A 21783-nucleotide genomic window follows, 5' to 3' on the forward strand; every position below is an offset into this window, starting at 1 on the left:
ATGACGAGCGAAAATAACAGCTTACTTCTGAACCTTCAGGAGGTTGATAAGACAACCGGTGAAGTTGTTAAGCTGGATGTCAACAGCACCAGTACCGTGCAGCCAGTAGCGCTCATGAGACTCGGTCTCTTCGTCCCAACTCTGAAATCAACAGGGAAGAGCAAGGCGAACCGGAAAAACGTTACAGACGCGACTGAGGAGCTTGTACAGCTGTCCATTGCCAAAAGCGAAGGATACACTGACGTTAAGATCACCGGTTCGCGTCTTGATATGGACACGGATTTTAAAGTCTGGCTGGGGATAATTCGCTCCATGTCGGAGTATGGGGTAAAAAGTGACACCCTGGAACTGTCGTTCGTCGAATTCGTTAAGATGTGCGGATTTGACTCCCGTCGTTCAAACAAAAAAATGCGCGATCGCATCAGTAATTCCCTGTTTAAACTCGCCTCGGTTACGCTGAAGTTCCAGAGCGAGACCAAAGGATGGACCACACATCTGGTGCAGTCAGCCTATTATGACATCAACGAGGATATCGTTGAGATCAAGGCTGAACCTAAGCTGTTTGAGCTTTACCACATGGACAGAAGGGTACTGCTGCGGCTGAAAGCCATTGACGCCCTGCAGCGCAAGGAATCAGCCCAGGCGCTTTATACCTACATCGAAAGTCTTCCCCAGAATCCTGCACCTATTTCCATGAAACGGATGCGTGACCGGCTGAATCTCACCTCAAATGTCTATACGCAGAACCACACGGTACGTAAGGCGATGGAGCAGCTGCGGGATATTGGTTATCTGGATTACACTGAGTTTAAACGTGGCCGAGCCACCTATTTCAGCGTGCATTATCGCAACCCCAAACTCATCAGTGGTCCTGTGAAGGTTCCGCGCAAAGAGGAAGAAGAGAAGGCGCCAGAGCAAAATTATGACGAAGTCATTAAGGCGCTGAAGGCTGCTGGCATCGATCCCCTTAAACTGGCCGAAGCTCTCTCAGCGATGAAGCCAGAAAATTGACTGCGATATGCATAACATGACTGCCGGATGCCGCTAAGGACATTCCATTGACTGTGATATGCATCACGCATACCGCAGTCAATATGTGTTCTCCATCATGTCTGCCATGATCGAACAATATTGACTGTCATATGTGATTTCAGGCCGTGATACGCAGATATTGACTACGGTATGCGGGTTTAACGGCGATATTCCCAGGTCTGTGCACTGCTCCACACGTGTTAACATGCCACAGTCAATTTTTCAGTAAAGCTCTATACCCCTTACGAAAATCTCAATCGGATGCTGAGACGGTCATGTTACCTGACGGTATCCGTTCCCCTGTGTATTGCAGGTTTAGCCCGGCAGGATGAGACTGCAGCTGTCTGTATAACCCGGCGCCAGCTTCACACTGCTAAATGCGAACAGGAGACCGATGGCAGAAGGGAGTGAGCCACAGGGGTGAATGACTTTCGCAATTAACGGGATGATTCACTGAGCTTTCAGGAAACAATACACTGTGGGATGTACGGCCTGTGTCCTGTCTTGTCTGCGGTATGTCGATGCCTGCAGGCTTGCAGGTCACCGTGCAAGACCACGGCTGTTCAGTCATCCGAATGATGTCCTGGTGTGCTGGAGCAGGGAGGGGCACTGAATGCGCTCTGCTCCTGTATTTCGTATTAGCGGAATACAGGACGTCATGCCAGGGCCGTCAATCTCAGCCGGCCGGGGGCAGGGAGCGAAGGATCTCCGCGGCATCTCGCCCATCACCGGTAAAGGGAACGGCCAGGGTGGCAGCCATGTCCAGCGCAAATACCCGGGTATAGACTTCCATCGAGCGCGGATCCTTATGCCCGGCCAGTGCCTGGATGACCTTCCTGGGCTGCCGGTGATAAAGCATGTGCATAATATAGCTGTGACGGAAAGTATGCGGCGTCACGGGGATCGAAAAATGCACGCCGTCAGCTTCAGCCCGCTTCACCGCCTGTTTCAGCCAGTTGCGCATTGTCTCATCCGTGACCGGCCATAACGGCTCACGCCGGCGGGGGCGGGTGGTGACCATCCAGCTTTCCATCTGACGCACAAAACTGGCATCCGTCAGCGGTACCAGACGCACTTCATCTTTTGGCGGCCGGCCACGACGTGCCCGCACTTTTTCCGACAGCACCCGAACAAAAGGGCGCAGACCATCCAGGTCGAACGATTCCGGGGTGAGCGTCCGGGCTTCACCGATACGGATCCCGGTATTCCACATGGTGGCGAACAACATGTGGTGACGCTGGTCAGGCATATACCAGAGGAGGGCGCTCACTTCCGGCGCCAGGAGGTAAGCCGGCGTGGCACCTGTTGAGGTGGCCATCCGCCGGAGTGCCACCGCGGTCGCAAAATCAACGCCCGGGGCGATCGGCAGCAGGGAGACGCGTTCTGGTGAATTCTGCAAGGGAATGATGCTGTTCATGAGTTATTTTTCACGTAGCGCACGCACTGTTTATGGATACAGGTATTTTGCACCTGACGGGCCGATCCTGCCATGACAATAAATCGCAGCGCGCGGATCCTTTTGTTGTCTTATCCCGCATTATTGCGGGTAAAACCAAATACGTAAAGGATCCTTTTTCTGCTCAGATCCTCCATGAAGCCAGTAATGACGCGGGTTGATGGCTGTTTTACGGTTTTTGGGAGAATTGGAGTAATGCCAGGATGTACATGTTAGGCAGGAAAAAGAAGAGAAGAGAGCGCTACGCGATTTCCGGCCTGGTATACCCCTGTAACCTTGCGGGATTTCGCGTAACGCTTTCATAAGTTTACAACAGAAGAGAAAAGATATTTGCTGAAAAATGAAGTCCGTAAGTTAAATAAAAAATCATGATCCGTCCGGCACTATGTACTTAGCTGTCGTTTAGGTCTTAGGTGTTTTTGCTAAATTACGATGGTATCCCTTGTCAGAGTAATCTGGCTTGTCCTGCACATCTTCAGGTGACAATCCAGTGCAATTTCAGGGGTTAATCCTTTTGTCGTCAGCAGAATCTATCTATAAACGGGCTGTTTGTTGGTTCGCCAGAAGGAAAAAATTTAGCGTCTGAAGTGGTCAACAAAAACTGGCCACCGCGTTAGAGTTTTTCCAGTATCGGTTTTCTGATTCGTTTGGCGGTAACCCACCATTATATTCGTGCGGTCTTAGTGCGCTGTAATATCCAACTATATAGTCCGTTATTGCGTGAGCTGCATCGCTGAAGCTTACATAGCCCGTCGCCGGCACCCATTCGTTCTTCAGACTCCTGAAGAAGCGCTCCATTGGGCTGTTATCCCAGCAGTTTCCACGCCGACTCATACTCTGCCTGATCCGGTATCGCCACAGTAACTGCCGGAACTGCCTGCTCGTATAATGGCTGCCTTGGACGCCCTTCTAAGTGTCAAGTCGTTATTTGAGTGCTGTTAATCTGCCGATTTTGATTGCGAAGCAGTGTGAAGACCTCGCGTGCGATATAACGTTTCAGGCAGCGCAGCGCTTCCATTTTTGGGTGATGCTGCCAACTTACTGATTTAGTGTATGATGGTGTTTTTGAGGTGCTCCAGTGGCTTCTGTTTCTATCAGCTGTCCCTCCTGTTCAGCTACTGACGGGGTGGTGCGTAACGGCAAAAGCACCGCCGGACATCAGCGCTATCTCTGCTCTCACTGCCGTAAAACATGGCAACTGCAGTTCACTTACACCGCTTCTCAACCCGGTACGCACCAGAAAATCATTGATATGGCCATGAATGGCGTTGGATGCCGGGCAACCGCCCGCATTATGGGCGTTGGCCTCAACACGATTTTCCGCCATTTAAAAAACTCAGGCCGCAGTCGGTAACCTCGCGCATACAGCCGGGCAGTGACGTCATCGTCTGCGCGGAAATGGACGAACAGTGGGGATACGTCGGGGCTAAATCGCGCCAGCGCTGGCTGTTTTACGCGTATGACAGGCTCCGGAAGACGGTTGTTGCGCACGTATTCGGTGAACGCACTATGGCGACGCTGGGGCGTCTTATGAGCCTGCTGTCACCCTTTGACGTGGTGATATGGATGACGGATGGCTGGCCGCTGTATGAATCCCGCCTGAAGGGAAAGCTGCACGTAATCAGCAAGCGATATACGCAGCGAATTGAGCGGCATAACCTGAATCTGAGGCAGCACCTGGCACGGCTGGGACGGAAGTCGCTGTCGTTCTCAAAATCGGTGGAGCTGCATGACAAGGTCATCGGGCATTATCTGAACATAAAACACTATCAGTAAGTTGGAGTCATTACCCGTGATGCGGCGCAGAAAGCGCTGTCCGACATAATGAAGCAAATTGAGTTTGATGTAACCGCTGCTGATTTGCAGCATATCTTTTTAAACCAGGTAACGCTTAAAGATCAGCATGGGAAAAAGGGGACCGAACCACCCCGGAACGATCCCCTGAAGGAATGGCAATTCCGTTCACCGCCAATATTAGCTTTTTCCGGGCTGTGATAACATATCCGGGTGATTTTTCAGAGCTCAGGACTGATGAAGAAGAAACCCGGTACACCCACACCCCATGACGCGACATTTCGCCAGTTCCTGGCGAATCCCGATGTCGCCCGTGACTTCATGATGTTACATCTCCCGGCTGAATTACGCGCGCTGTGCGATTTGACCACGCTGAAGCTGGAGTCCGGTACCTTCGTTGAGGACGACTTACGTCAGTACGCCAGCGACATTCTCTGGAGCATGAAAACCACCACCGGCGATGACGGGTACATCCATCTGCTTCTGGAACACCAGAGTTCGGCGGATAAAAATATGGCCTTTCGTCAGCTCAGATATGCTGTCGCCGCCATGCAACGTCATCTTGAAGCGGGTCATAAAAAACTGCCGCTGGTCATCCCGGTTCTGTTTTACCACGGCAGCCGGAGTCCGTACCCGTTCTCCACGAACTGGCTGGATTGTTTCAGTAACCCGGAACAGGCCGGAAAAGTATACACGACAGGATTCCCGCTGGTTGATGTCACCGTCATCGATGATGATGAGATAATGAACCACAGACGGATGGCCGCACTGACCCTGCTGATGAAACATATCCGCCAGCGGGACATGATGGAACTGCTGGACAGGCTACCCCGGGTGATGGTGGAATGGATTTCCCCCGAACAGGTCCGCGTTCTGATAAACTACATGTTAAATGCAGGCGAAGCGCCTGCACCGGAATTTATGCGGGCGCTGGCAGAGCGTCTGCCGCAACACGAGGATGAACTGATGACCATCGCACAACAGCTTGAACAGATTGGCATCGAGAAGGGCCTGCAGCAGGGCCTGCAGTTAGGTGAGCAACGCGGTATTGAAAAAGGCCGCAATGAAGGCAAACTCGAAGTTGCCCGCACCATGCTCCAGAACGGTATCGACCGCAGTACCGTCATGAAAATGACCGGTCTGACTGAAGACGATCTGGCGCAGATCCGCCACTAATCCCCCTTTCCCGGCACTCCCTGTCCGGCCATCAGCGAATACTGGTGGGGCAGGGAGGCACCAGACTCAGGCTCTGCCTGCCAGCCTCACGCTGTCCGCAGTGATGTCGGGGGATAATGTGTGCTTACCATCAGAAGCGAAGCCTCCTGCTTTTCAAGTTCGGCTCTGGCGTTTTCCGACAAACCATCATCTGTAATTATTGTATCAAAGGCGTCCAGCGACAATGCCAGCCAGGTCGCCACCTGGCCATATTTTGTGGCGTCACAGACCAGTATCCGTTGCCTGCTGGCGTCGGCTATCGCCCGTTTTACCGTCACCTTATCTTCTGCCGGGGTGGAAATGCCCCGGACACTCCACGACGAGGCAGAGATAAATGCCTGATCAATCATCAGCCCACGCAACATGGTTGCCGTGGCTTCCCCCACACATGAACGGTTTTCCCGGCAAACAGCCCCCCCGGTGTGAATAATTGTGCAACTGCTGTTATCAAGCAGAAAATCTGCGATGACAAAATCATTGGTGACCACGGTAAGAGGTTCTGTTTTAACCAGATGCTGAGCGATGGCAAGAGTGGTCGTTCCTGCATCCAGATAGATGCAACTGCCGGGCTGAATGAGACTGGCTGCAAGTTTTCCGATCGCTGTTTTTTGCTTCATTGCCAGTGCTGTTTTCATCTGATGGGAAGGCTCATGCGCCACTCTCCCGGATAACTGAACACCACCAGACACCAGCGTCACGGCCCCCTGCTGCTCCAGTTTTTGCAAATCCCGGCGAATGGTCATATGCGACACATTTAACCTGTCTATCAGCTCAGCAATACTGACAACGCTTTTTTCAGCAATCATCCCCAGGATAATTTGTCGACGTTCTGCGGGTATCAACTTCAGCTCCTTCCTTTTGACCTGCGGTCATTCTACGTTATTTGTTCGTTATACGTGTATGACCCGTATTCTGGATTCACATAAATTAACAGCATATGTTAATTTATGTGACGCGATTCACCAACCAGCTTTAGTTAACTGTATATATTAACAATATAGAACAAAATAACACTTAAATTAACAAGGAAAGAAGATGAAAACGGGCTCAGAGTATCATGTCGGTGTTGTTGGTTTAGGTTCAATGGGGATGGGAGCGGCACTGTCATGCGTGCGCGCCGGTCTGTCCACCTGGGGGGCTGATCTGAACGTCAGAGCATGCGAAACCCTCAAAAAATCAGGGGCATGCGGCGTTTCTGATAACGCAGCAGTGTTTGCAGAAAAACTGGATGCGCTGCTGTTACTGGTGGTCAACGCGGCTCAGGTGAAGCAGATACTGTTTGGCGATAACGGTGTTGCCCGGCATCTGAAACCCGGAACCGTTGTGATGGTTTCCTCCACAATTGCCAGTGCTGATGCACAGGAAATTGCTACAGCCCTGGCGGCATTCGATCTGGATATGCTGGATGCACCTGTTTCCGGTGGCGCGATCAAAGCGGCTGACGGGGAAATGACCGTCATGGCTTCCGGCAGTGATAACGCTTTCGCCCGTCTCGAACCAGTCCTGGATGCTATTGCAGGCAAAGTTTACCGCATTGGTAAAGAACCGGGCCTGGGTGCCACGGTGAAAATAATTCACCAGCTTTTAGCGGGTGTACATATTGCCGCAGGGGCAGAAGCAATGGCACTGGCCGCACGCGCGGGCATTCCACTGGATGTGATGTATGACGTGGTCACCCACGCTGCCGGCAACTCCTGGATGTTCGAAAACCGGATGCGCCACGTTGTTGATGGTGATTACACAGCTAAATCTGCCGTTGATATATTCGTAAAAGATTTAGGGTTAGTGGCCGATACCGCTAAATCACTCCACTTCCCGCTGCCCCTGGCATCAACCGCATTCAATATGTTCACTGCAGCCAGTAACGCCGGTTACGGCAAAGAAGATGACAGTGCGGTCATCAAAATTTTCTCCGGTATCACTCTTCCTGGGAGAAAATCATGATCAAGATTGGTGTTATCGCCGATGACTTTACCGGCGCGACAGACATCGCCAGTTTTCTGGTGGAAAACGGGTTATCTGCCGTGCAAATGAACGGGGTGCCAACGGGTGAACTGCCGGAAGACACCGACACGGTGGTTATCAGCCTGAAAACACGTTCCTGTCCAGTAACCGAAGCCATACAGCAATCGCTTAAGGCTCTTGAGTGGTTACAGCGGCATGGCTGTCGCCAGATCTACTTTAAATACTGCTCCACCTTTGACAGCACAGCACAGGGTAATATCGGACCGGTTACCGATGCCCTGATGGACGCACTCGAAACACCGTTTACCGTCTTCTCTCCCTCGCTGCCTGTGAATGGTCGCACAGTGTATCAGGGCTACCTGTTTGTAATGAGTCAGCTGCTGGCTGAATCCGGAATGCGCCACCACCCGGTAAATCCCATGACCGACAGCTATCTTCCCCGGCTGGCCGAAGCACAGTCAAAAGGGCGCTGTGGCGTGGTTCCGGTCAGCATTCTTGAACAGGGTGCTGACGCCATTCGTCAGGAACTGGCTCGCTTACAGCAGGCAGGCTGTCGCTATGCCGTTCTTGATGCCCTGACAGAACACCATCTGGAGATCCAGGGCGAAGCCCTGCGTGACGCCCCGCTGGTGACCGGCGGTTCCGGTCTGGCGATTGGCCTGGCACGACAATGGGCCATACCTGGTCATTCCTCTGTACACGAAACGGTCCGGCCATTCACCGGGCGCGGTGTTGTGCTCTCCGGCTCCTGCTCGCAGATGACGAACCTGCAGGTGGCTCATTATTGCCGGATAGCCCCATCCCGTGAAGTGGATATTTCCCGTTGTCTCTCCGCAGAAACACTGGCGCCATACGTTTGTGAACTGGCTGCATGGGTATTACATCAGGAAAGCGATCTTGCCCCACTGGTGTTTGCCACCGCCAGTACCACCGCTCTGGCTGCCATCCAACAACAATATGGAGCCCGGAAAGCCAGCCAGGCGGTGGAAGCCCTGTTTTCTCAGCTGGCTGCCCAACTGGCTGCAGACGGTGTCACACGTTTTATTGTCGCCGGTGGGGAAACCTCGGGCGTGGTCACGCAGAGCCTCTCAGTCACAGGTTTTCACATCGGCCCGACAATTTCCGCCGGTGTGCCCTGGGTCAATGCCCTTGATAAACCGGTTTCACTCGCCCTTAAATCCGGGAATTTCGGGGATGAAGCCTTTTTTTCGCGTGCCCAGAGAGAGTTTCAGCCATGAATGATGCCGCAAAAAAAGAACAATTCCTGCGGGAGGAAATGATTCGGATCGCCGGCTCTTTCTTTCAGCGCGGCTATGCCACAGGTTCGGCCGGCAATCTGTCCCTGCTTTTACCCGACGGCAACTTACTGGCAACGCCAACAGGGTCGAGTCTGGGTAATCTTGACCCACAACGGCTTTCCAAAGTGACGCCCGGGGGGGAATGGCTGAGTGGTGACAAACCGTCCAAAGAGGTGCGCTTCCATCTGGCGCTGTATCAAAACAATCCGGGTTGCAAAGCGGTGGTGCATTTGCACAGCACCTGGTCAACGGCACTTTCCTGCCTACAGGGGCTGAACAGCAGCAATGTCATCCGCCCTTTTACGCCTTATGTCGTCATGCGGATGGGAAATATCCCACTGATACCCTATTACCGTCCCGGAGATAAACGCATCGCTCAGGATCTGGCTAAACTGGCCGCCGATCATCAGGCTTTTTTACTGGCAAATCATGGACCGGTTGTCTGTGGGGAAAGTCTGCAGGAGGCCGCTAACAATATGGAAGAACTGGAGGAAACGGCAAAGTTGATCTTCATCCTCAATGACCGTCCGATCCGGTATCTGACCACCGATGAAATTGCTGAGTTAAGGAGCTGATACCATGCCACGTTTTGCCGCTAATTTGTCCATGATGTTCACTGAGATCCCCTTTATTGAACGTTTTGCTGCCGCGCGAAATGCAGGATTTAATGCTGTGGAGTTTCTGTTTCCTTATGATCACTCCCCGCATGAAATCCGGCAGCAACTGACACAAAACAATCTGACGCTTGTCCTGTTTAATACTGCAGCAGGAAATATCCATGCAGGAGAATGGGGATTATCCGCCCTGCCAGGGCGGGAGAAGGAGGCCCGTACGGATATCGATCGGGCACTGGAATATGCGCTGGCTCTCAATTGCGAGCAGGTCCACGTCATGGCAGGGGTCGTCCCCACCGGTGAAGATGCAGGCCTGTGTCGTGAGGTCTTTATCGACAACCTTCGCTATGCTGCCGAACGCTTTGCACCACACGGTAAACGCGTCCTGATCGAAGCGCTCAGCCCTGGTGTGAAACCTGACTATCTTTTCTCCAGCCAGTATCAGGCACTGGCGATTGTTAAAGAGGTCTCGCGTCCGAACGTCTTTATCCAGCTGGATACTTTCCATGCTCAAAAAGTGGATGGCAATCTGACCCGGTTAATCCGCGATTACGCCGGAAAATATGCCCACGTTCAAATTGCCGGACTTCCTGACCGGCATGAACCGGACGACGGAGAAATTAACTATTCATGGCTTTTCCGCCTGTTCGATGAGGTGGAATACCCGGGCTGGATTGGGTGTGAGTACACCCCCCGAACCCATACCGAAGCTGGGCTTGGCTGGTTTAACGCCTGGCGATAACGCTTAATTCATTATCACAACGACTCTACATTCCCCCCATCTCCGGATGGGGCAGGTTAACTATAACTTTCAGACAGGGTTTCTCATGTCCACTATCACATTGTTATGCATTGCGTTAGCCGGCGTAATCATGCTGTTACTGCTGGTCATTAAGGCAAAAGTTCAGCCTTTCATTGCACTGTTGCTCGTCAGTCTGGTCGTTGCACTAGCCGCGGGGATCCCGGCGGGTGACGTCAGCAAAGTCATGATCGCCGGAATGGGAGGTGTTCTCGGCTCCGTCACGATTATTATCGGCCTTGGCGCAATGTTAGGGCGGATGATAGAGCATTCTGGCGGTGCTGAATCTCTGGCCAACTATTTCAGCCAAAAACTGGGAAGTAAACGCACCATTGCTGCACTCACCCTGGCCGCATTTTTCCTGGGTATTCCCGTGTTCTTTGATGTCGGGTTTATTATTCTGGCACCGATTATTTACGGTTTTGCCAAAGTAGCCAGGCTGTCCCCACTTAAATTTGGTTTGCCGGTCGCCGGGATTATGCTGACCGTTCACGTGGCGGTACCTCCTCATCCAGGCCCGGTAGCCGCCGCAGGGTTACTCCATGCAGATATTGGCTGGCTGACCATTCTCGGTATCGCCATTTCCATTCCGGTCGGTATTGTCGGCTACATTGCAGCCAGAATGATCAATAAACGTCAGTACGCGCTGTCCGTTGACGTGCTGGAACAGATGCAACTGACTCCCGCGGCCAGTTCCGGGGAAACCACGAAAATCAGTGACAAAATGAGCCCCCCAGGTGTGGCGCTGGTTACCGCTCTGATTGTCATTCCAATTGCCATTATTATGGCCGGAACCGTGTCTGCCACGTTAATGCCGGCATCGCATCCGCTGTTGGGCACGCTACAACTGCTTGGCTCCCCGATGGTGGCGCTGATGATTGCGCTGATACTGGCATTCTGGTTGCTGGCTTTACGTCGGGGCTGGGGTTTACAACATACCAGCGACATTATGGGGTCGGCGCTACCCACTGCAGCAGTTGTCATCCTGGTGACGGGGGCGGGGGGCGTATTTGGTAAGGTTCTGGTGGAGTCCGGCGTGGGTAAGGCCCTTGCCAGTATGCTCCATATGATGGACCTGCCTCTGTTGCCTGCCGCCTTTATCATTTCACTGGCTCTCAGGGCATCACAGGGCTCAGCGACAGTGGCTATTCTTACTACCGGTGGGCTACTTTCTGAAGCTGTTGTGGGGCTAAATCCGATCCAGTGCGTGCTGGTTACACTGGCTGCCTGCTTTGGCGGACTTGGGGCATCACATATCAACGACTCTGGTTTCTGGATCGTGACCCGATACCTGGGATTAAGTGTGGCAGATGGACTGAAAACCTGGACCGTATTAACCACGATCCTCGGCTTCACAGGCTTCCTGATTACCTGGGGCATATGGGCAGTGGTTTAGCGTCAGTAAAAATCAGACACCAGTCAGAATTTTCACGCCCTGACCAGGAATGGTGAGGGGATGGGCATTCCGGTCACAGTCACCGCTGGTGAGCCACATCGCTTTACCTTTGCAACCTGATGTCTGCTCAAAACTTGTTTTTGAGCAGACGACGGGTTGGGCAAGCCCGCCGGGCGCGTCAGGCCGTTATCAAAGGACTCACACTGACCCTTTCAGCATGGCCACCGCATCCGTCTCCGGCATCTGAAACTGCACCCGGTGCCGCGCCGCCACGTCCAGTGCAAACACCTTCGTGTACACCTCTGTCGAACTGACTGACTTGTGGCCCATCAGGCTCTGCAGCACCTTCAGCGGGATACCGGCGTACAGCATATGCATGGCGTAGCTGTGACGGAACGTATGCGGTGTCACCGGCACGGAGAACATCACGCCGTCGACCGCAGCGATTTCAACCGCTTCATTCAGCCAGGTCCGGACCGTCCGGTCGGTGATCTCCCAGATGCGGGCCTTCTCCGTTCTGCCGGTGCGTTTATTCTTCCGCTCAAGCGGGATCTTCAGCGTGGCAACCATCATCTCCAGCTGGCTGACATACTGCTGATCAGAAAGCGGTACCAGGCGATGCGCCTGACTGCCTGCAGGGGCACGGCCTGCCGTTCTGGCTGCTTTCTCCGTGCGCTGTTTCAGGGTGGCCAGTTGCACAAACGGATAAGGCGGCGCGAGCGAAAAATCCCCCCTTGTCAGGGCCAGGGCTTCGTTGATGCGTGCCCCGGTGTTCCACAACGTCGCCAGCAGCATTTTACGGTGCAGGTCCGGCACATAGTGGAGCAGGGCACTCACTTCCGGGGCCAGCAGGTATTTCGGCAGTTCATCCTGCACCAGCGCCATCTGACGCAGGACCAGCGCGGCCGGATAATCAATGGCCACCGGCAGATGAACGGGCTGAACCGGCGAATGCAATGCCGGTCGCTGTACCGGCAGGTTACTGTTCATCCCGTTCTCCGTTGCCCTGCACCGGGCCATCAGTATCCGGAGCCATCCGCCAGACGGCCCCGCCGAACTCGGTTCCCCCGACCACCTGCGACCATTCGTCACTGCAGGCCAGGCTTTTCGCCACCACCGCAAAATCCACATGGCTGAGCGGGGTGTCGCCACGCTCGCCAGGCGTTTCCAGGACCAGACCATCCGGTACCACCGGGCCGGGCGTGCCGGCCAGTCTGGCAGAGCGGCGCCAGAAACTGCGGATACAGCCCCCCTGTCTCAGGACACTGAGCAGCACCTGTTCGCTGATCCGCATGTCAGATCCCCCGGAACATCAGGTTGATGGCGTTCTGGATGTCATTCTCCAGGTGGCTGAGATCGGCCACTTCTTCCCCGATGACAGTGGCCGGCACACTGGCCATATCCGTGGTCATCAGACGATAAGGGTCACCTCCGACTGACACCACCGGATAAAGCTCACGCGAGACTTTGTCGGACAGCAGGCGGGCGCTGACCAGCGGGATCACCATCCGGCGTCCCGGGGTGTCAATAATGTCACTCTGCACGTCGACGAACAGACGGTAGCGGCTTTCTCTTTTATAGGCGTAAACCTTAAACTGCATATCACCAGTCCCTGTTTTCGTCAGCAAACGATCCGTTAGCCTCGATAAAGCTGGCCACCTCAGCCATACCTTCCCGGTTTTCTTCCTGCCAGCGTTCGGCGCGCAGACGGCGGGCTTCGTTCTGCATGGTCGTACTGACCAGACCGGAGATATTTACGTCGTATGCCTTGAGCAACTGATAGCTGTCGCTGTCCACTGTCACTGTAATACGCTGCTTCACAATGCACCTCTTTTTTACATACTTCAGGTATGCCATAAAGTATACATTCTGCTGAAGCAAAAATCTGCTCCGCTCTGTGAATACTGTAAACCGGCTTACAGTGACTGAGTTAACTGTACACTGCTGTTATAGACATACCTCGCATATGCATTTTGATGCGCATCTTATTGATGCCGGATTTCGCCCCTTAAAACGCATACTGTTAGCCAGCCACTAGTAACCTAATCATATTTTACACATAGCAACTTTCACCAGATGCAATTACAACTCAACTTATAAAAACACCCCTGAATTACCGGATGGCAGTTTTCTGGTGATCCGATTTCTGGAGTATTTAAGACTTTCCGGAAGTGTACCACGGGCAGGGAATAAGCAAAGCGGTCTTTTCCGGCCCTGTGCGACGGGTCAGGAAAAGAGGGAGTAACACAACATATAGTAGATAATCCGTCTTACGGAGTAGTGCATTTTGTGTTTCCGGGCCGAAGATCGCCGGAGTGGTACAGGAAGATCCGGGACTACCGGTTTTCGGATCTGTGCAAAATGAAGAGAGTGATTCTGGAATCATAACTCATCATATGCATCAAATTCATCATGAAAAATGCATATATAAAATATTGCATCACACTTACGCGTGTGAGATGCTGATATCAGAATGCAGTCAGTAGTCGTTAACAGGGTGCCCGTAATGAAAGATGCCAAATCAAAAGACCTCTCTGAGTTGTTTAACACCATTACGGTGCGTAATGTGCCAGCTGATGTGGATGAAGCTATCACGCGGCAGGCTAAAGTCGCCGGCAAATCAAAGAGTGATTTTGTGCAGGAGTTTCTGACGGCAACATTTGGCGATCTGATCGGCAATTTCATCCGCACCAGTGAACTGGTTGCCCTGATGGACCAGGAAATGGCGAGGATGGCCGGAACAGTACTGAGCGAGCATGTTTATGATCTGGAGATGACTCAGGCCGGCCACCGGGAGTTCTGCCGTATTCTCGGGATAAAAAACAACGATGATTTGCAGCGCATTATGCTCGCGGGGATGCCATACCTTCAGATCCGCGCCGGACAGCTGAGAGGGATTGACAGCCTGGCAAGGGGGAACTCCCTGTATGCCGCACTGCTGGTCAACGGGGCGTCCCGGGATGAAGAGACGGTACAGGCGCTTCACCGGTCACTTTTTAATATGTTCCCGGAAACTGTTTTTCAGGAAATGATTAATGAACTGCGAAAGGCAATGCGCATGGACGCTTTTGGGCACTGTTGCAAATAGTCGGTGGTGATAAACTTATCATCCCCTTTTGCTGATGGAGCTGCACATGAACCCATTCAAAGGCCGGCATTTTCAGCGTGACATCATTCTGTAGGCCGTACGCTGGTACTGCAAATACGGCATCAGTTACCGTGAGCTGCAGGAGATGCTGGCTGAACGCGGAGTGAATGTCGATCACTCCACGATTTACCGCTGGGTTCAGCGTTATGCGCCTGAAATGGAAAAACGGCTGCGCTGGTACTGGCGTAACCCTTCCGATCTTTGCCCGTGGCACATGGATGAAACCTACGTGAAGGTCAATGGCCGCTGGGCGTATCTGTACCGGGCCGTCGACAGCCGGGGCCGCACTGTCGATTTTTATCTCTCCTCCCGTCGTAACAGCAAAGCTGCATACCGGTTTCTGGGTAAAATCCTCAACAACGTGAAGAAGTGGCAGATCCCGCGATTCATCAACACGGATAAAGCGCCCGCCTATGGTCGCGCGCTTGCTCTGCTCAAACGCGAAGGCCGGTGCCCGTCTGACGTTGAACACCGACAGATTAAGTACCGGAACAACGTGATTGAATGCGATCATGGCAAACTGAAACGGATAATCGGCGCCACGCTGGGATTTAAATCCATGAAGACGGCTTACGCCACCATCAAAGGTATTGAGGTGATGCGTGCACTACGCAAAGGCCAGGCCTCAGCATTTTATTATGGTGATCCCCTGGGCGAAATGCGCCTGGTAAGCAGAGTTTTTGAAATGTAAGGCCTTTGAATAAGACAAAAGGCTGCCTCATCGCTAACTTTGCAACAGTGCCATTGTCACAGCATTGTGAGGGCACTGGACAACGCATTCGCCACAACCATCACAGCGTTCGTTGTCAGCCGACACCAGTCCAGACACATTAATAAAGCAAGCCTGTCGTGGGCATACATCCACGCACTGTTTACACTGTCTGACAGGATTCACACAGGCAGGGTTACAGAACACCGGGCGCAGTCCGGTATCAAAACGAGACTGCACGCGCAGCGCGTCACTCGAACATGCTGCGATACACAAACCACAGCCATCACAACTGGCATATTCAATCATCAGTTGCGGGTAACCGTCTTCATGTCTGAACAGGACGCCCATTGGGCAGACATCAATGCACTGACTACATTGGGTACACTGGGTAATGAACTCCGCATCAGGAACCGCCCCTGGCGGCAGCGAATGTCCCAGCCGGGTAGACAGTACTTCTGGCGTTGTGTGCTTTGCCGCGCTGACAAACGCACGAAACAGTCCGCGCCGACTGACGTGCCGGTGAGCCATCAATTCATGATAATATTTCTCTGATTTGTTCATCCGAAATACAGCCGCTTCACCGCAGGTTGCAACGCCCGTTGCTGTTGCAAATCCTGCAAATAGCGCGTGGTCACGGCGGCAAGGCGAGCATAGAACGGACTCACCCTGTTGCCCTGCAGACGTTCAAGATAACGATATCCCCACGGTAACAAATAAACCTCTAACAGCTGATTAACTGCCGCATCTTTTCCAGCATCAAGTATCGCACTGCAGGCTAACAACATCAGCCCAAACTGATCTTCCGGCTCATTTTGACCCGAATTAAAAGTCATTCCCTGAGACTGCAGAAACGCCCGGTACTCAGCGGTGGTATTGCCCATTAGCAGGTTATCGCGTTCCAGCCAGACAGATCCCCAGGGTGGCACGGGCATCTCGCCCTGTCCTTCAAACAGCACGGAGAATTGCCATGCCAGTTCGTCATTATCGGGAAACGGCCAGTCTGCGCACAGTGAAGCTGTTCCTGCAGGGTCGCTCCATGGGTACAGCTCCGACAGATTGGGCAGACAATCGAAAAGTGCTTTCACCTCTGATCGTTCTGGAGAGTAGTAAAACAGTGCACCGAGGATCCTCGGTAATACAATATTGGGGGACATCCTGAATTCTCCTGAAAACAGAGCGGCTACAGCCGCTCACAGATTACATCGGCAACGTCCACAGATTGTAGAATGCGATCCTACCCACCAGTTCCGCAGCGATAACCACCAGTGATGTGGTCGCCAGAACGGCCACATTAGTTTTGAGTCGTACCCAGGCCACCACACCGACAATGCCGACAGCCAGCAGTACAACCTGAGCAGTGAACCAACTGGATTGAGCCGCAGTTAGCACCCCATCAGCATCCATAAGCGACAAAATATAACCTGGACGCAGGCAGAAGCTGACCAGAATCGCCAGCACGCTCACCAGCAACCCCAGGCGCAGACCAAACAGTCCGGCCAGAATGCCGCCACCGATCATCGGAGTCAGGACCATCATCACCGTAGTGTAAGATGTCCGCCAGGTGACCACCGTCGGCAACTGATAGATTTGCGGGATGGCGAAGATAAAAACCACCCCCACCGCAGCCGCCAGCCACACCAGTCCTTTACATAACGAAGCTGCTCCACGATTGAGAAGCAACCCCAGTGCGCCCAGCCCGCCAAGTGTCGCAAACACCGCCGATAACACGATTTCGTTGCTCATCGGTGAATGGCCCACTTGCAGCAACATATTCAATGCTCGTAAAGGCTGGCCTACATGGAAAATGCCCAGCAAGACCCCAACGCCAAACAGACACATCGCAGAGAAAAGACCAACGGCCATACGCTGCCTGTCAATCTGCCCCAGGGTGCCGCCAATCAGCAACAGAATAAACGCGCCAACTGCGCTCTGAGTAAAGACGGTAAAAAAGACCAGAGGTAACTCATGCATTGCGGACCTCACTCATGTTCACGATGGCCCCTTCCTTGTCTCCTGTCGGGCGAGCCTTCGGATGGGGTTTAATAATAAGGTTAGGATGAGTAAACGACGCGGCGGGCAGCGGCGCGATTTCATTCTCAGTGCCATACTTCTTCCGTAACTCATCGATCGGCCCGAAATCCAGCGCGCGCTGTGGACAAGAGTCTACACAAATTGGTTGCAGATTTTTCTCCAGCCGATCAAGGCAACCATCGCACTTACGCATCACTTTGGCCTGAGCATCAAACTGTGGCGCGCCATACGGGCAGCGCATTTCGCAATAACGGCATCCGACACAAATATTGTCATCGACCAGCACCAGTCCGTCCTCTTCACGTTTGTGCATCGCTCCGGTAGGACATCCGGAGACACAAACCGGTTCATCACAGTGGTTACAGGCAATAGAGAGGTAGTAGGTAAAAGTGTCGTTGTGCCAGCTTTCTCCTTCTTTCGCCCAACTTCCGCCACCATATTCATATACCCGACGGAATTTCGGGCCCACGTCCAGATCTTTATTATCCTTGCAACTGACCTGGCAGGTTTTGCAGCCTGAGCAACGCGAGGAGTCAACATAAAAGCCATACTGTTTCATTGCGGATCACTCCCTAAGCGCGTTTGATTTCAACCAGGTTGGTATGTTGCGGGTTCCCTTTCGCCAGCGGCGACGGCAGGTGGCTGGTCAATGTGTTAATACATCCACCCACGTCCACACCGTTGCTGTCCAGTCGGGTCCACGCGCCTTGCGGCATTGCCACCACGCCCGGCAGGATGCGCTGTGTCACCTTGCAGGGGATCTCCACCACACCGCGATCGTTGAATACATGGACCATATCGCCTGATTTCAACTGACGCACGCTGGCGTCTATCGGGTTGATCCAGACTTCATCCGGTACCGCTTCATGCAGCATCAGCACACTGGCATATGTTGAGTGCGTGTGACCTTTGGTGTGAAAACCGCTCATCTGTAGCGGATACTTTGCTGTCAGACTCTTGTTCAGATGGGACTCTGTCACTATACAAAATTCAGGAACAGCCGGAATGCGATCTCCTTCCGGTAGTGTCCAGGCTTTAGCCAGTTCCGCCAGAGTGTGCGAGTAAATCTCAATCTTCCCGGAAGGTGTCGTCAGTGGACTGGCAACCGGATCATGGCGGAAATCAGCAAGGATAATACTGTCCTCATCACGAGTACCTTGCTGATCGATAACCCCCATATTCATTGCAACTTCCCATTCAGGCAGATATGATCGCTTCTCTTTAACTTGTCCGTAATGCTTCGCCATCCACTCTGCCTGAGTACGCCCCTCAGTAAAACGCTCTCTTACCCCAAGATGCCCCGCAATATCTGCACAGATATCATAGGTACTGCGTACTTCCCACATCGGTGTGATCGTTTTTTGCATTGCAATCATGTAATGGTGAGAACCGGCTGCATAGGAACTGTCCACCAGATCCTCGGCTTCTAAGTAGCTAGTTTCTGGAAGAAGGATATCGGCAAAGCGGGCACTGGCAGTCATATGATTATCAATAACCACGATAGTTTCGCACAGGCTGTCATCTTCAAGTATTTTGCGTGTACGATTGATATTTCCATGTTGATTCAGAAGTGCATTCCCGGCCTGGTTGAAGAACAGTTTAATACCGGTTTTCAGTTTATCCGCGCCTTTAACCCCCATAGTGGTGGCTGTCATTTTTTCCGGACTTTGAATCGCATCTGTCCACAGATAGCAGGGGATTGACACCTTAACGGGATTTTCACCAATCGGCAGAGCAGGAACACCATAAGGTGTTCCGTATGTCCAGTTCCCATTGTTGGTTCCTGGCAATCCAAAATGACCCGTCAGGGCAGGAAGTATCTGAACCGCTCTGGAAGTCTGTTCACCATTTGCATGACGCTGTGGCCCCCATCCCTGGGCAATGAAACAGGCCCGAGCTTCGGCCATTTCACGTGCCAACTGGCGAATACGAATAGCCGGGATGCCACAGATATCTGCCGCCCATTCAGGTGTTTTTTCGACGCCGTCATCACCGTTACCCAGAACATAGTCTTTATAACTGGCATTTGGTTTCGCCGTTTCCGGAAGGGTGCTACGATCATAACCGACACAATAAGTATTGACTCGTTCTTCGTCGATCAGATTTTCTTTTATCAACGTGTGTGCAATAGCTGCTACCAGTGCAGCATCGGTTGTAGGGCGAATTGGTAACCATTCAGCATGTTCTGTAACAACAGAGTCTGTATAGCGCGGATCGATGATAATCACCCGGGCGCCTGATATTTCCAGCGCACGGCGCAGTTCTTCAACTTGCCCACCACCGGACATCCGAGTCTCAGATAAATTCAGACCAAAAAAAACCACAAGATCAGAATGCGCAATCTGGCTAAAATGACTGGCAAACTGTACTCCTGTAGCACCATACGTGTAAGATGTGGCGGTAAAGTTTTGAGCGTTTGAGTAATTATTGTAATACTGCAGAAAACCGCCATTCAGGTTCAATAACCTTTTCCATGCGGGTGTTCCTTGGTTATGATAATACGCGCCAGATTGATAATTAAAATAGATTGCTTCATTTCCATATTTTTCAGAAACGCGCTTTAATTCAGCGGCAATAAAGGCTGTGGCCTCATCCCATGAAATACGTTTAAATTTCCCTTCTCCGCGTTTACCAACACGTTTCATCGGATATTTAATCCGGTCAGGGCTGTAAACTCGCCAGCGGCTGGAACGACCTCGCAGACAGGGACGGATTTGGTGTTCACCGAATACCGAATCATCCTTAGCATCTTCCGGTTCAATTCGCACAATCCGATCATCTTTAACTATGACTTTCAGTGCACAGCGGCTGCCACAGTTTACTAAGCAGGCACTATGTCTTATGATTTCAACCCCCTCCTTCCCCGAAACCAATGCAGTATCAGCTGCATTGAGAGTAAACGGCAGGGGCAGTGTGCTTGATGCTGCAACCGCAGCACTAATTTTGGTTGTGTTCACAATAACCTGTCTGCGGGACAGGTCCTGTTGTAATAGCTCATTAATTATTGTTTTCATGTAATTCCCATAACCTCTGAAATAGCTTCCTGATATATGACATTACATTGGGTTATAAGAGTGTTATTGACAATGATCAATTAATACACAATCACGAAGATATAATTTTTATTACTGAGAAAGACAGACCGGTAACTTTCAAAGTAGTTGTCGTATGTTCATACTACCCAGCGTTCTTTTTTCGGGTTTAGCGATACGGTGATGCTGCCAACTTACTGATTTAGTGTATGATGGTGTTTTTGAGGTGCTCCAGTGGCTTCTGTTTCTATCAGCTGTCCCTCCTGTTCAGCTACTGACGGGGTGGTGCGTAACGGCAAAAGCACTGCCGGACATCAGCGCTATCTCTGCTCTCACTGCCGTAAAACATGGCAACTGCAGTTCACTTACACCGCTTCTCAACCCGGTACGCACCAGAAAATCATTGATATGGCCATGAATGGCGTTGGATGCCGGGCAACCGCCCGCATTATGGGCGTTGGCCTCAACACGATTTTCCGCCATTTAAAAACTCAGGCCGCAGTCGGTAACCTCGCGCATACAGCCGGGCAGTGACGTCATCGTCTGCGCGGAAATGGACGAACAGTGGGGATACGTCGGGGCTAAATCGCGCCAGCGCTGGCTGTTTTACGCGTATGACAGGCTCCGGAAGACGGTTGTTGCGCACGTATTCGGTGAACGCACTATGGCGACGCTGGGGCGTCTTATGAGCCTGCTGTCACCCTTTGACGTGGTGATATGGATGACGGATGGCTGGCCGCTGTATGAATCCCGCCTGAAGGGAAAGCTGCACGTAATCAGCAAGCGATATACGCAGCGAATTGAGCGGCATAACCTGAATCTGAGGCAGCACCTGGCACGGCTGGGACGGAAGTCGCTGTCGTTCTCAAAATCGGTGGAGCTGCATGACAAAGTCATCGGGCATTATCTGAACATAAAACACTATCAATAAGTTGGAGTCATTACCCGATTTCGTACAGGGCATCTTCCATGGCACCGTCGCTCAGGTTGTACCAATGCTGCATGCAGTGAATACGCAGCATGGTCTCCAGCGGATAGGGCCGTCGGCCATTGCCCGCCTTGGGATAAAACGGCTCGATGACAGCGGTCATATTCTGCCATGGCAGAATCTGCTCCATGCGGGAGAGGAAAATCTCTTTTCGGGTCTGACGGCGCTTAGTGCTGAATTCACTATCGGCGAAGGTGAGTTGATGGCTCATGATGTCCCTCTGGGATGCGCTCCGGATGAATATGATGATCTCATATCAGGAACTTGTTCGCACCTTCCCTAAGTCACCGGCGGCTTGCCTGC

General features: G+C 52.4%; 21 protein-coding genes and 4 pseudogenes. 11 read left to right on the plus strand and 14 right to left on the minus strand.

From position 1 onward, the window contains the following. Positions 1-1011, plus strand: a complete 1011-nt coding sequence (locus IB222_RS25645) for a RepB family plasmid replication initiator protein (protein ID WP_000200070.1) — start codon at positions 1-3, stop codon at positions 1009-1011. A gap of 697 nt (positions 1012-1708) precedes the next feature. Here the strand turns inward: IB222_RS25645 and IB222_RS25650 are convergent. The 3 genes and pseudogenes from IB222_RS25650 to IB222_RS25660 all read right to left on the minus strand — a co-directional run. Further along, positions 1709-2449 carry a tyrosine-type recombinase/integrase gene (locus tag IB222_RS25650; RefSeq protein ID WP_001515717.1) on the minus strand — a complete coding sequence of 247 codons (741 nt, stop codon included), beginning with the start codon at positions 2447-2449 and terminating at the stop codon, positions 1709-1711. Between the two features lie 630 nt (positions 2450-3079). Further along, positions 3080-3388, minus strand: a pseudogene (locus tag IB222_RS25655) (integrase core domain-containing protein); the annotation flags it as partial. Positions 3389-3404: 16 nt separating this feature from the next. Continuing rightward, a pseudogene (locus IB222_RS25660) lies at positions 3405-3521 on the minus strand (IS110 family transposase); the annotation flags it as partial. A 45-nt stretch (positions 3522-3566) separates the two neighbouring features. On the opposite strand from IB222_RS25660, the gene IB222_RS25665 reads away from it, so the two are divergent. Then, a protein-coding gene (locus IB222_RS25665; RefSeq protein WP_095033700.1) for an IS1-like element IS1B family transposase occupies positions 3567-4264 on the plus strand; the annotation gives its coding sequence in 2 pieces (ribosomal slippage) (positions 3567-3816 and positions 3816-4264; 699 coding nt in all). A 255-nt stretch (positions 4265-4519) separates the two neighbouring features. Beyond that, a complete protein-coding gene (locus IB222_RS25670; protein WP_008322195.1) occupies positions 4520-5458 on the plus strand; it encodes an Rpn family recombination-promoting nuclease/putative transposase in 939 nt (312 codons plus the stop codon). Between the two features lie 86 nt (positions 5459-5544). Here IB222_RS25670 and ygbI read toward each other — a convergent pair whose 3' ends face one another. Then, complete coding sequence (gene ygbI, locus IB222_RS25675; RefSeq protein WP_008322197.1) at positions 5545-6339, minus strand: DNA-binding transcriptional repressor YgbI; 795 nt, start codon at positions 6337-6339, stop codon at positions 5545-5547. A gap of 193 nt (positions 6340-6532) precedes the next feature. Between ygbI and ltnD the strand changes: the two genes are divergently transcribed. The 5 genes from ltnD to IB222_RS25700 all read left to right on the plus strand — a co-directional run bounded on the left by ltnD (position 6533) and on the right by IB222_RS25700 (position 11569). Beyond that, a complete protein-coding gene (ltnD, locus tag IB222_RS25680; RefSeq protein WP_008322199.1) occupies positions 6533-7441 on the plus strand; it encodes an L-threonate dehydrogenase in 909 nt (302 codons plus the stop codon). Beyond that, the gene (gene otnK / locus IB222_RS25685) at positions 7438-8700 is read left to right on the plus strand and encodes a 3-oxo-tetronate kinase (RefSeq protein WP_008322201.1); all 1263 of its coding nucleotides are present in this window, start codon (positions 7438-7440) and stop codon (positions 8698-8700) included. The genes ltnD and otnK overlap by 4 nt, the downstream gene beginning before the upstream one ends. Beyond that, complete coding sequence (locus IB222_RS25690) at positions 8697-9335, plus strand: aldolase (RefSeq protein ID WP_008322203.1); 639 nt, start codon at positions 8697-8699, stop codon at positions 9333-9335. Before otnK ends, IB222_RS25690 begins: the two co-directional genes overlap by 4 nt. A gap of 4 nt (positions 9336-9339) precedes the next feature. Beyond that, positions 9340-10116 carry an HPr family phosphocarrier protein gene (locus IB222_RS25695; RefSeq protein WP_008322204.1) on the plus strand — a complete coding sequence of 259 codons (777 nt, stop codon included), beginning with the start codon at positions 9340-9342 and terminating at the stop codon, positions 10114-10116. A gap of 85 nt (positions 10117-10201) precedes the next feature. After that, a complete protein-coding gene (locus tag IB222_RS25700; protein WP_008322207.1) occupies positions 10202-11569 on the plus strand; it encodes a GntP family transporter in 1368 nt (455 codons plus the stop codon). A 198-nt stretch (positions 11570-11767) separates the two neighbouring features. Here IB222_RS25700 and IB222_RS25705 read toward each other — a convergent pair whose 3' ends face one another. The 4 genes from IB222_RS25705 to ccdA are packed head-to-tail and all read right to left on the minus strand — an operon-like array spanning position 11768 to position 13390. Continuing rightward, positions 11768-12559: a site-specific integrase gene (locus tag IB222_RS25705; protein ID WP_008322208.1), complete on the minus strand. Its 792-nt coding sequence runs from the start codon at positions 12557-12559 to the stop codon at positions 11768-11770. Next, positions 12549-12863, minus strand: coding sequence for a hypothetical protein (locus IB222_RS25710; protein WP_008322211.1), 315 nt, complete (start codon positions 12861-12863; stop codon positions 12549-12551). The genes IB222_RS25705 and IB222_RS25710 overlap by 11 nt, the downstream gene beginning before the upstream one ends. Before the next feature lies 1 nt (position 12864). Beyond that, positions 12865-13170: a type II toxin-antitoxin system toxin CcdB gene (ccdB, locus tag IB222_RS25715; protein WP_008322213.1), complete on the minus strand. Its 306-nt coding sequence runs from the start codon at positions 13168-13170 to the stop codon at positions 12865-12867. Between the two features lies 1 nt (position 13171). Continuing rightward, positions 13172-13390 (minus strand): type II toxin-antitoxin system antitoxin CcdA, encoded by a 219-nt coding sequence (gene ccdA / locus IB222_RS25720; protein ID WP_032934863.1) that lies wholly within the window; start codon positions 13388-13390, stop codon positions 13172-13174. Between the two features lie 685 nt (positions 13391-14075). On the opposite strand from ccdA, the gene IB222_RS25725 reads away from it, so the two are divergent. Continuing rightward, positions 14076-14657: a hypothetical protein gene (locus IB222_RS25725; protein WP_149385166.1), complete on the plus strand. Its 582-nt coding sequence runs from the start codon at positions 14076-14078 to the stop codon at positions 14655-14657. 46 nt (positions 14658-14703) lie between these two features. Next, positions 14704-15408, plus strand: a pseudogene (locus IB222_RS25730) (IS6-like element IS26 family transposase). Positions 15409-15441: 33 nt separating this feature from the next. On the opposite strand, the gene IB222_RS25735 reads toward IB222_RS25730, so the two are convergent. Genes IB222_RS25735 through IB222_RS25755 form a run of 5 tightly spaced genes read right to left on the minus strand, consistent with a single transcriptional unit; the run spans position 15442 to position 20474 of the window. Beyond that, complete coding sequence (locus tag IB222_RS25735; protein ID WP_072011106.1) at positions 15442-15990, minus strand: 4Fe-4S dicluster domain-containing protein; 549 nt, start codon at positions 15988-15990, stop codon at positions 15442-15444. Continuing rightward, positions 15987-16583 carry a molecular chaperone gene (locus IB222_RS25740; protein WP_044268514.1) on the minus strand — a complete coding sequence of 199 codons (597 nt, stop codon included), beginning with the start codon at positions 16581-16583 and terminating at the stop codon, positions 15987-15989. Before IB222_RS25740 ends, IB222_RS25735 begins: the two co-directional genes overlap by 4 nt. A gap of 43 nt (positions 16584-16626) precedes the next feature. After that, a complete protein-coding gene (locus tag IB222_RS25745; RefSeq protein ID WP_044268517.1) occupies positions 16627-17400 on the minus strand; it encodes a DmsC/YnfH family molybdoenzyme membrane anchor subunit in 774 nt (257 codons plus the stop codon). Then, positions 17393-18019, minus strand: a complete 627-nt coding sequence (locus IB222_RS25750; RefSeq protein ID WP_044268520.1) for a DMSO/selenate family reductase complex B subunit — start codon at positions 18017-18019, stop codon at positions 17393-17395. Before IB222_RS25750 ends, IB222_RS25745 begins: the two co-directional genes overlap by 8 nt. Positions 18020-18032: 13 nt before the next feature. Beyond that, positions 18033-20474, minus strand: a complete 2442-nt coding sequence (locus tag IB222_RS25755) for a DMSO/selenate family reductase complex A subunit (RefSeq protein WP_050488533.1) — start codon at positions 20472-20474, stop codon at positions 18033-18035. A 252-nt stretch (positions 20475-20726) separates the two neighbouring features. On the opposite strand from IB222_RS25755, the gene IB222_RS25760 reads away from it, so the two are divergent. Beyond that, a protein-coding gene (locus IB222_RS25760; RefSeq protein ID WP_001390281.1) for an IS1-like element IS1B family transposase occupies positions 20727-21423 on the plus strand; the annotation gives its coding sequence in 2 pieces (ribosomal slippage) (positions 20727-20980 and positions 20979-21423; 699 coding nt in all). A 16-nt stretch (positions 21424-21439) separates the two neighbouring features. Here IB222_RS25760 and IB222_RS25765 read toward each other — a convergent pair. Then, positions 21440-21691 (minus strand): annotated as a pseudogene (locus tag IB222_RS25765) (transposase); the annotation flags it as partial. Between the last annotated feature and the right edge of the window lie 92 nt (positions 21692-21783).

The organism is Citrobacter sp. C13, assembly GCF_014596815.2.
GTDB classification, from domain to species: domain Bacteria; phylum Pseudomonadota; class Gammaproteobacteria; order Enterobacterales; family Enterobacteriaceae; genus Citrobacter; species Citrobacter portucalensis.

Bases quoted from the DNA above. Each gene is read 5' to 3' on its own strand.
- IB222_RS25670 (WP_008322195.1), top strand. From the start codon at position 4,520: ATGAAGAAGAAACCCGGTACACCCACACCCCATGACGCGACATTTCGC.
- IB222_RS25735 (WP_072011106.1), bottom strand. From the start codon at position 15,990: ATGAACAAATCAGAGAAATATTATCATGAATTGATGGCTCACCGGCAC.
- IB222_RS25725 (WP_149385166.1), top strand. From the start codon at position 14,076: ATGAAAGATGCCAAATCAAAAGACCTCTCTGAGTTGTTTAACACCATT.
- otnK (WP_008322201.1), top strand. From the start codon at position 7,438: ATGATCAAGATTGGTGTTATCGCCGATGACTTTACCGGCGCGACAGAC.
- IB222_RS25700 (WP_008322207.1), top strand. From the start codon at position 10,202: ATGTCCACTATCACATTGTTATGCATTGCGTTAGCCGGCGTAATCATG.
- IB222_RS25690 (WP_008322203.1), top strand. From the start codon at position 8,697: ATGAATGATGCCGCAAAAAAAGAACAATTCCTGCGGGAGGAAATGATT.
- ccdB (WP_008322213.1), bottom strand. From the start codon at position 13,170: ATGCAGTTTAAGGTTTACGCCTATAAAAGAGAAAGCCGCTACCGTCTG.
- IB222_RS25695 (WP_008322204.1), top strand. From the start codon at position 9,340: ATGCCACGTTTTGCCGCTAATTTGTCCATGATGTTCACTGAGATCCCC.
- IB222_RS25710 (WP_008322211.1), bottom strand. From the start codon at position 12,863: ATGCGGATCAGCGAACAGGTGCTGCTCAGTGTCCTGAGACAGGGGGGC.
- IB222_RS25705 (WP_008322208.1), bottom strand. From the start codon at position 12,559: ATGAACAGTAACCTGCCGGTACAGCGACCGGCATTGCATTCGCCGGTT.
- IB222_RS25745 (WP_044268517.1), bottom strand. From the start codon at position 17,400: ATGCATGAGTTACCTCTGGTCTTTTTTACCGTCTTTACTCAGAGCGCA.
- IB222_RS25755 (WP_050488533.1), bottom strand. From the start codon at position 20,474: ATGAAAACAATAATTAATGAGCTATTACAACAGGACCTGTCCCGCAGA.
- IB222_RS25650 (WP_001515717.1), bottom strand. From the start codon at position 2,449: ATGAACAGCATCATTCCCTTGCAGAATTCACCAGAACGCGTCTCCCTG.
- IB222_RS25750 (WP_044268520.1), bottom strand. From the start codon at position 18,019: ATGAAACAGTATGGCTTTTATGTTGACTCCTCGCGTTGCTCAGGCTGC.
- IB222_RS25740 (WP_044268514.1), bottom strand. From the start codon at position 16,583: ATGTCCCCCAATATTGTATTACCGAGGATCCTCGGTGCACTGTTTTAC.
- IB222_RS25645 (WP_000200070.1), top strand. From the start codon at position 1: ATGACGAGCGAAAATAACAGCTTACTTCTGAACCTTCAGGAGGTTGAT.
- ltnD (WP_008322199.1), top strand. From the start codon at position 6,533: ATGAAAACGGGCTCAGAGTATCATGTCGGTGTTGTTGGTTTAGGTTCA.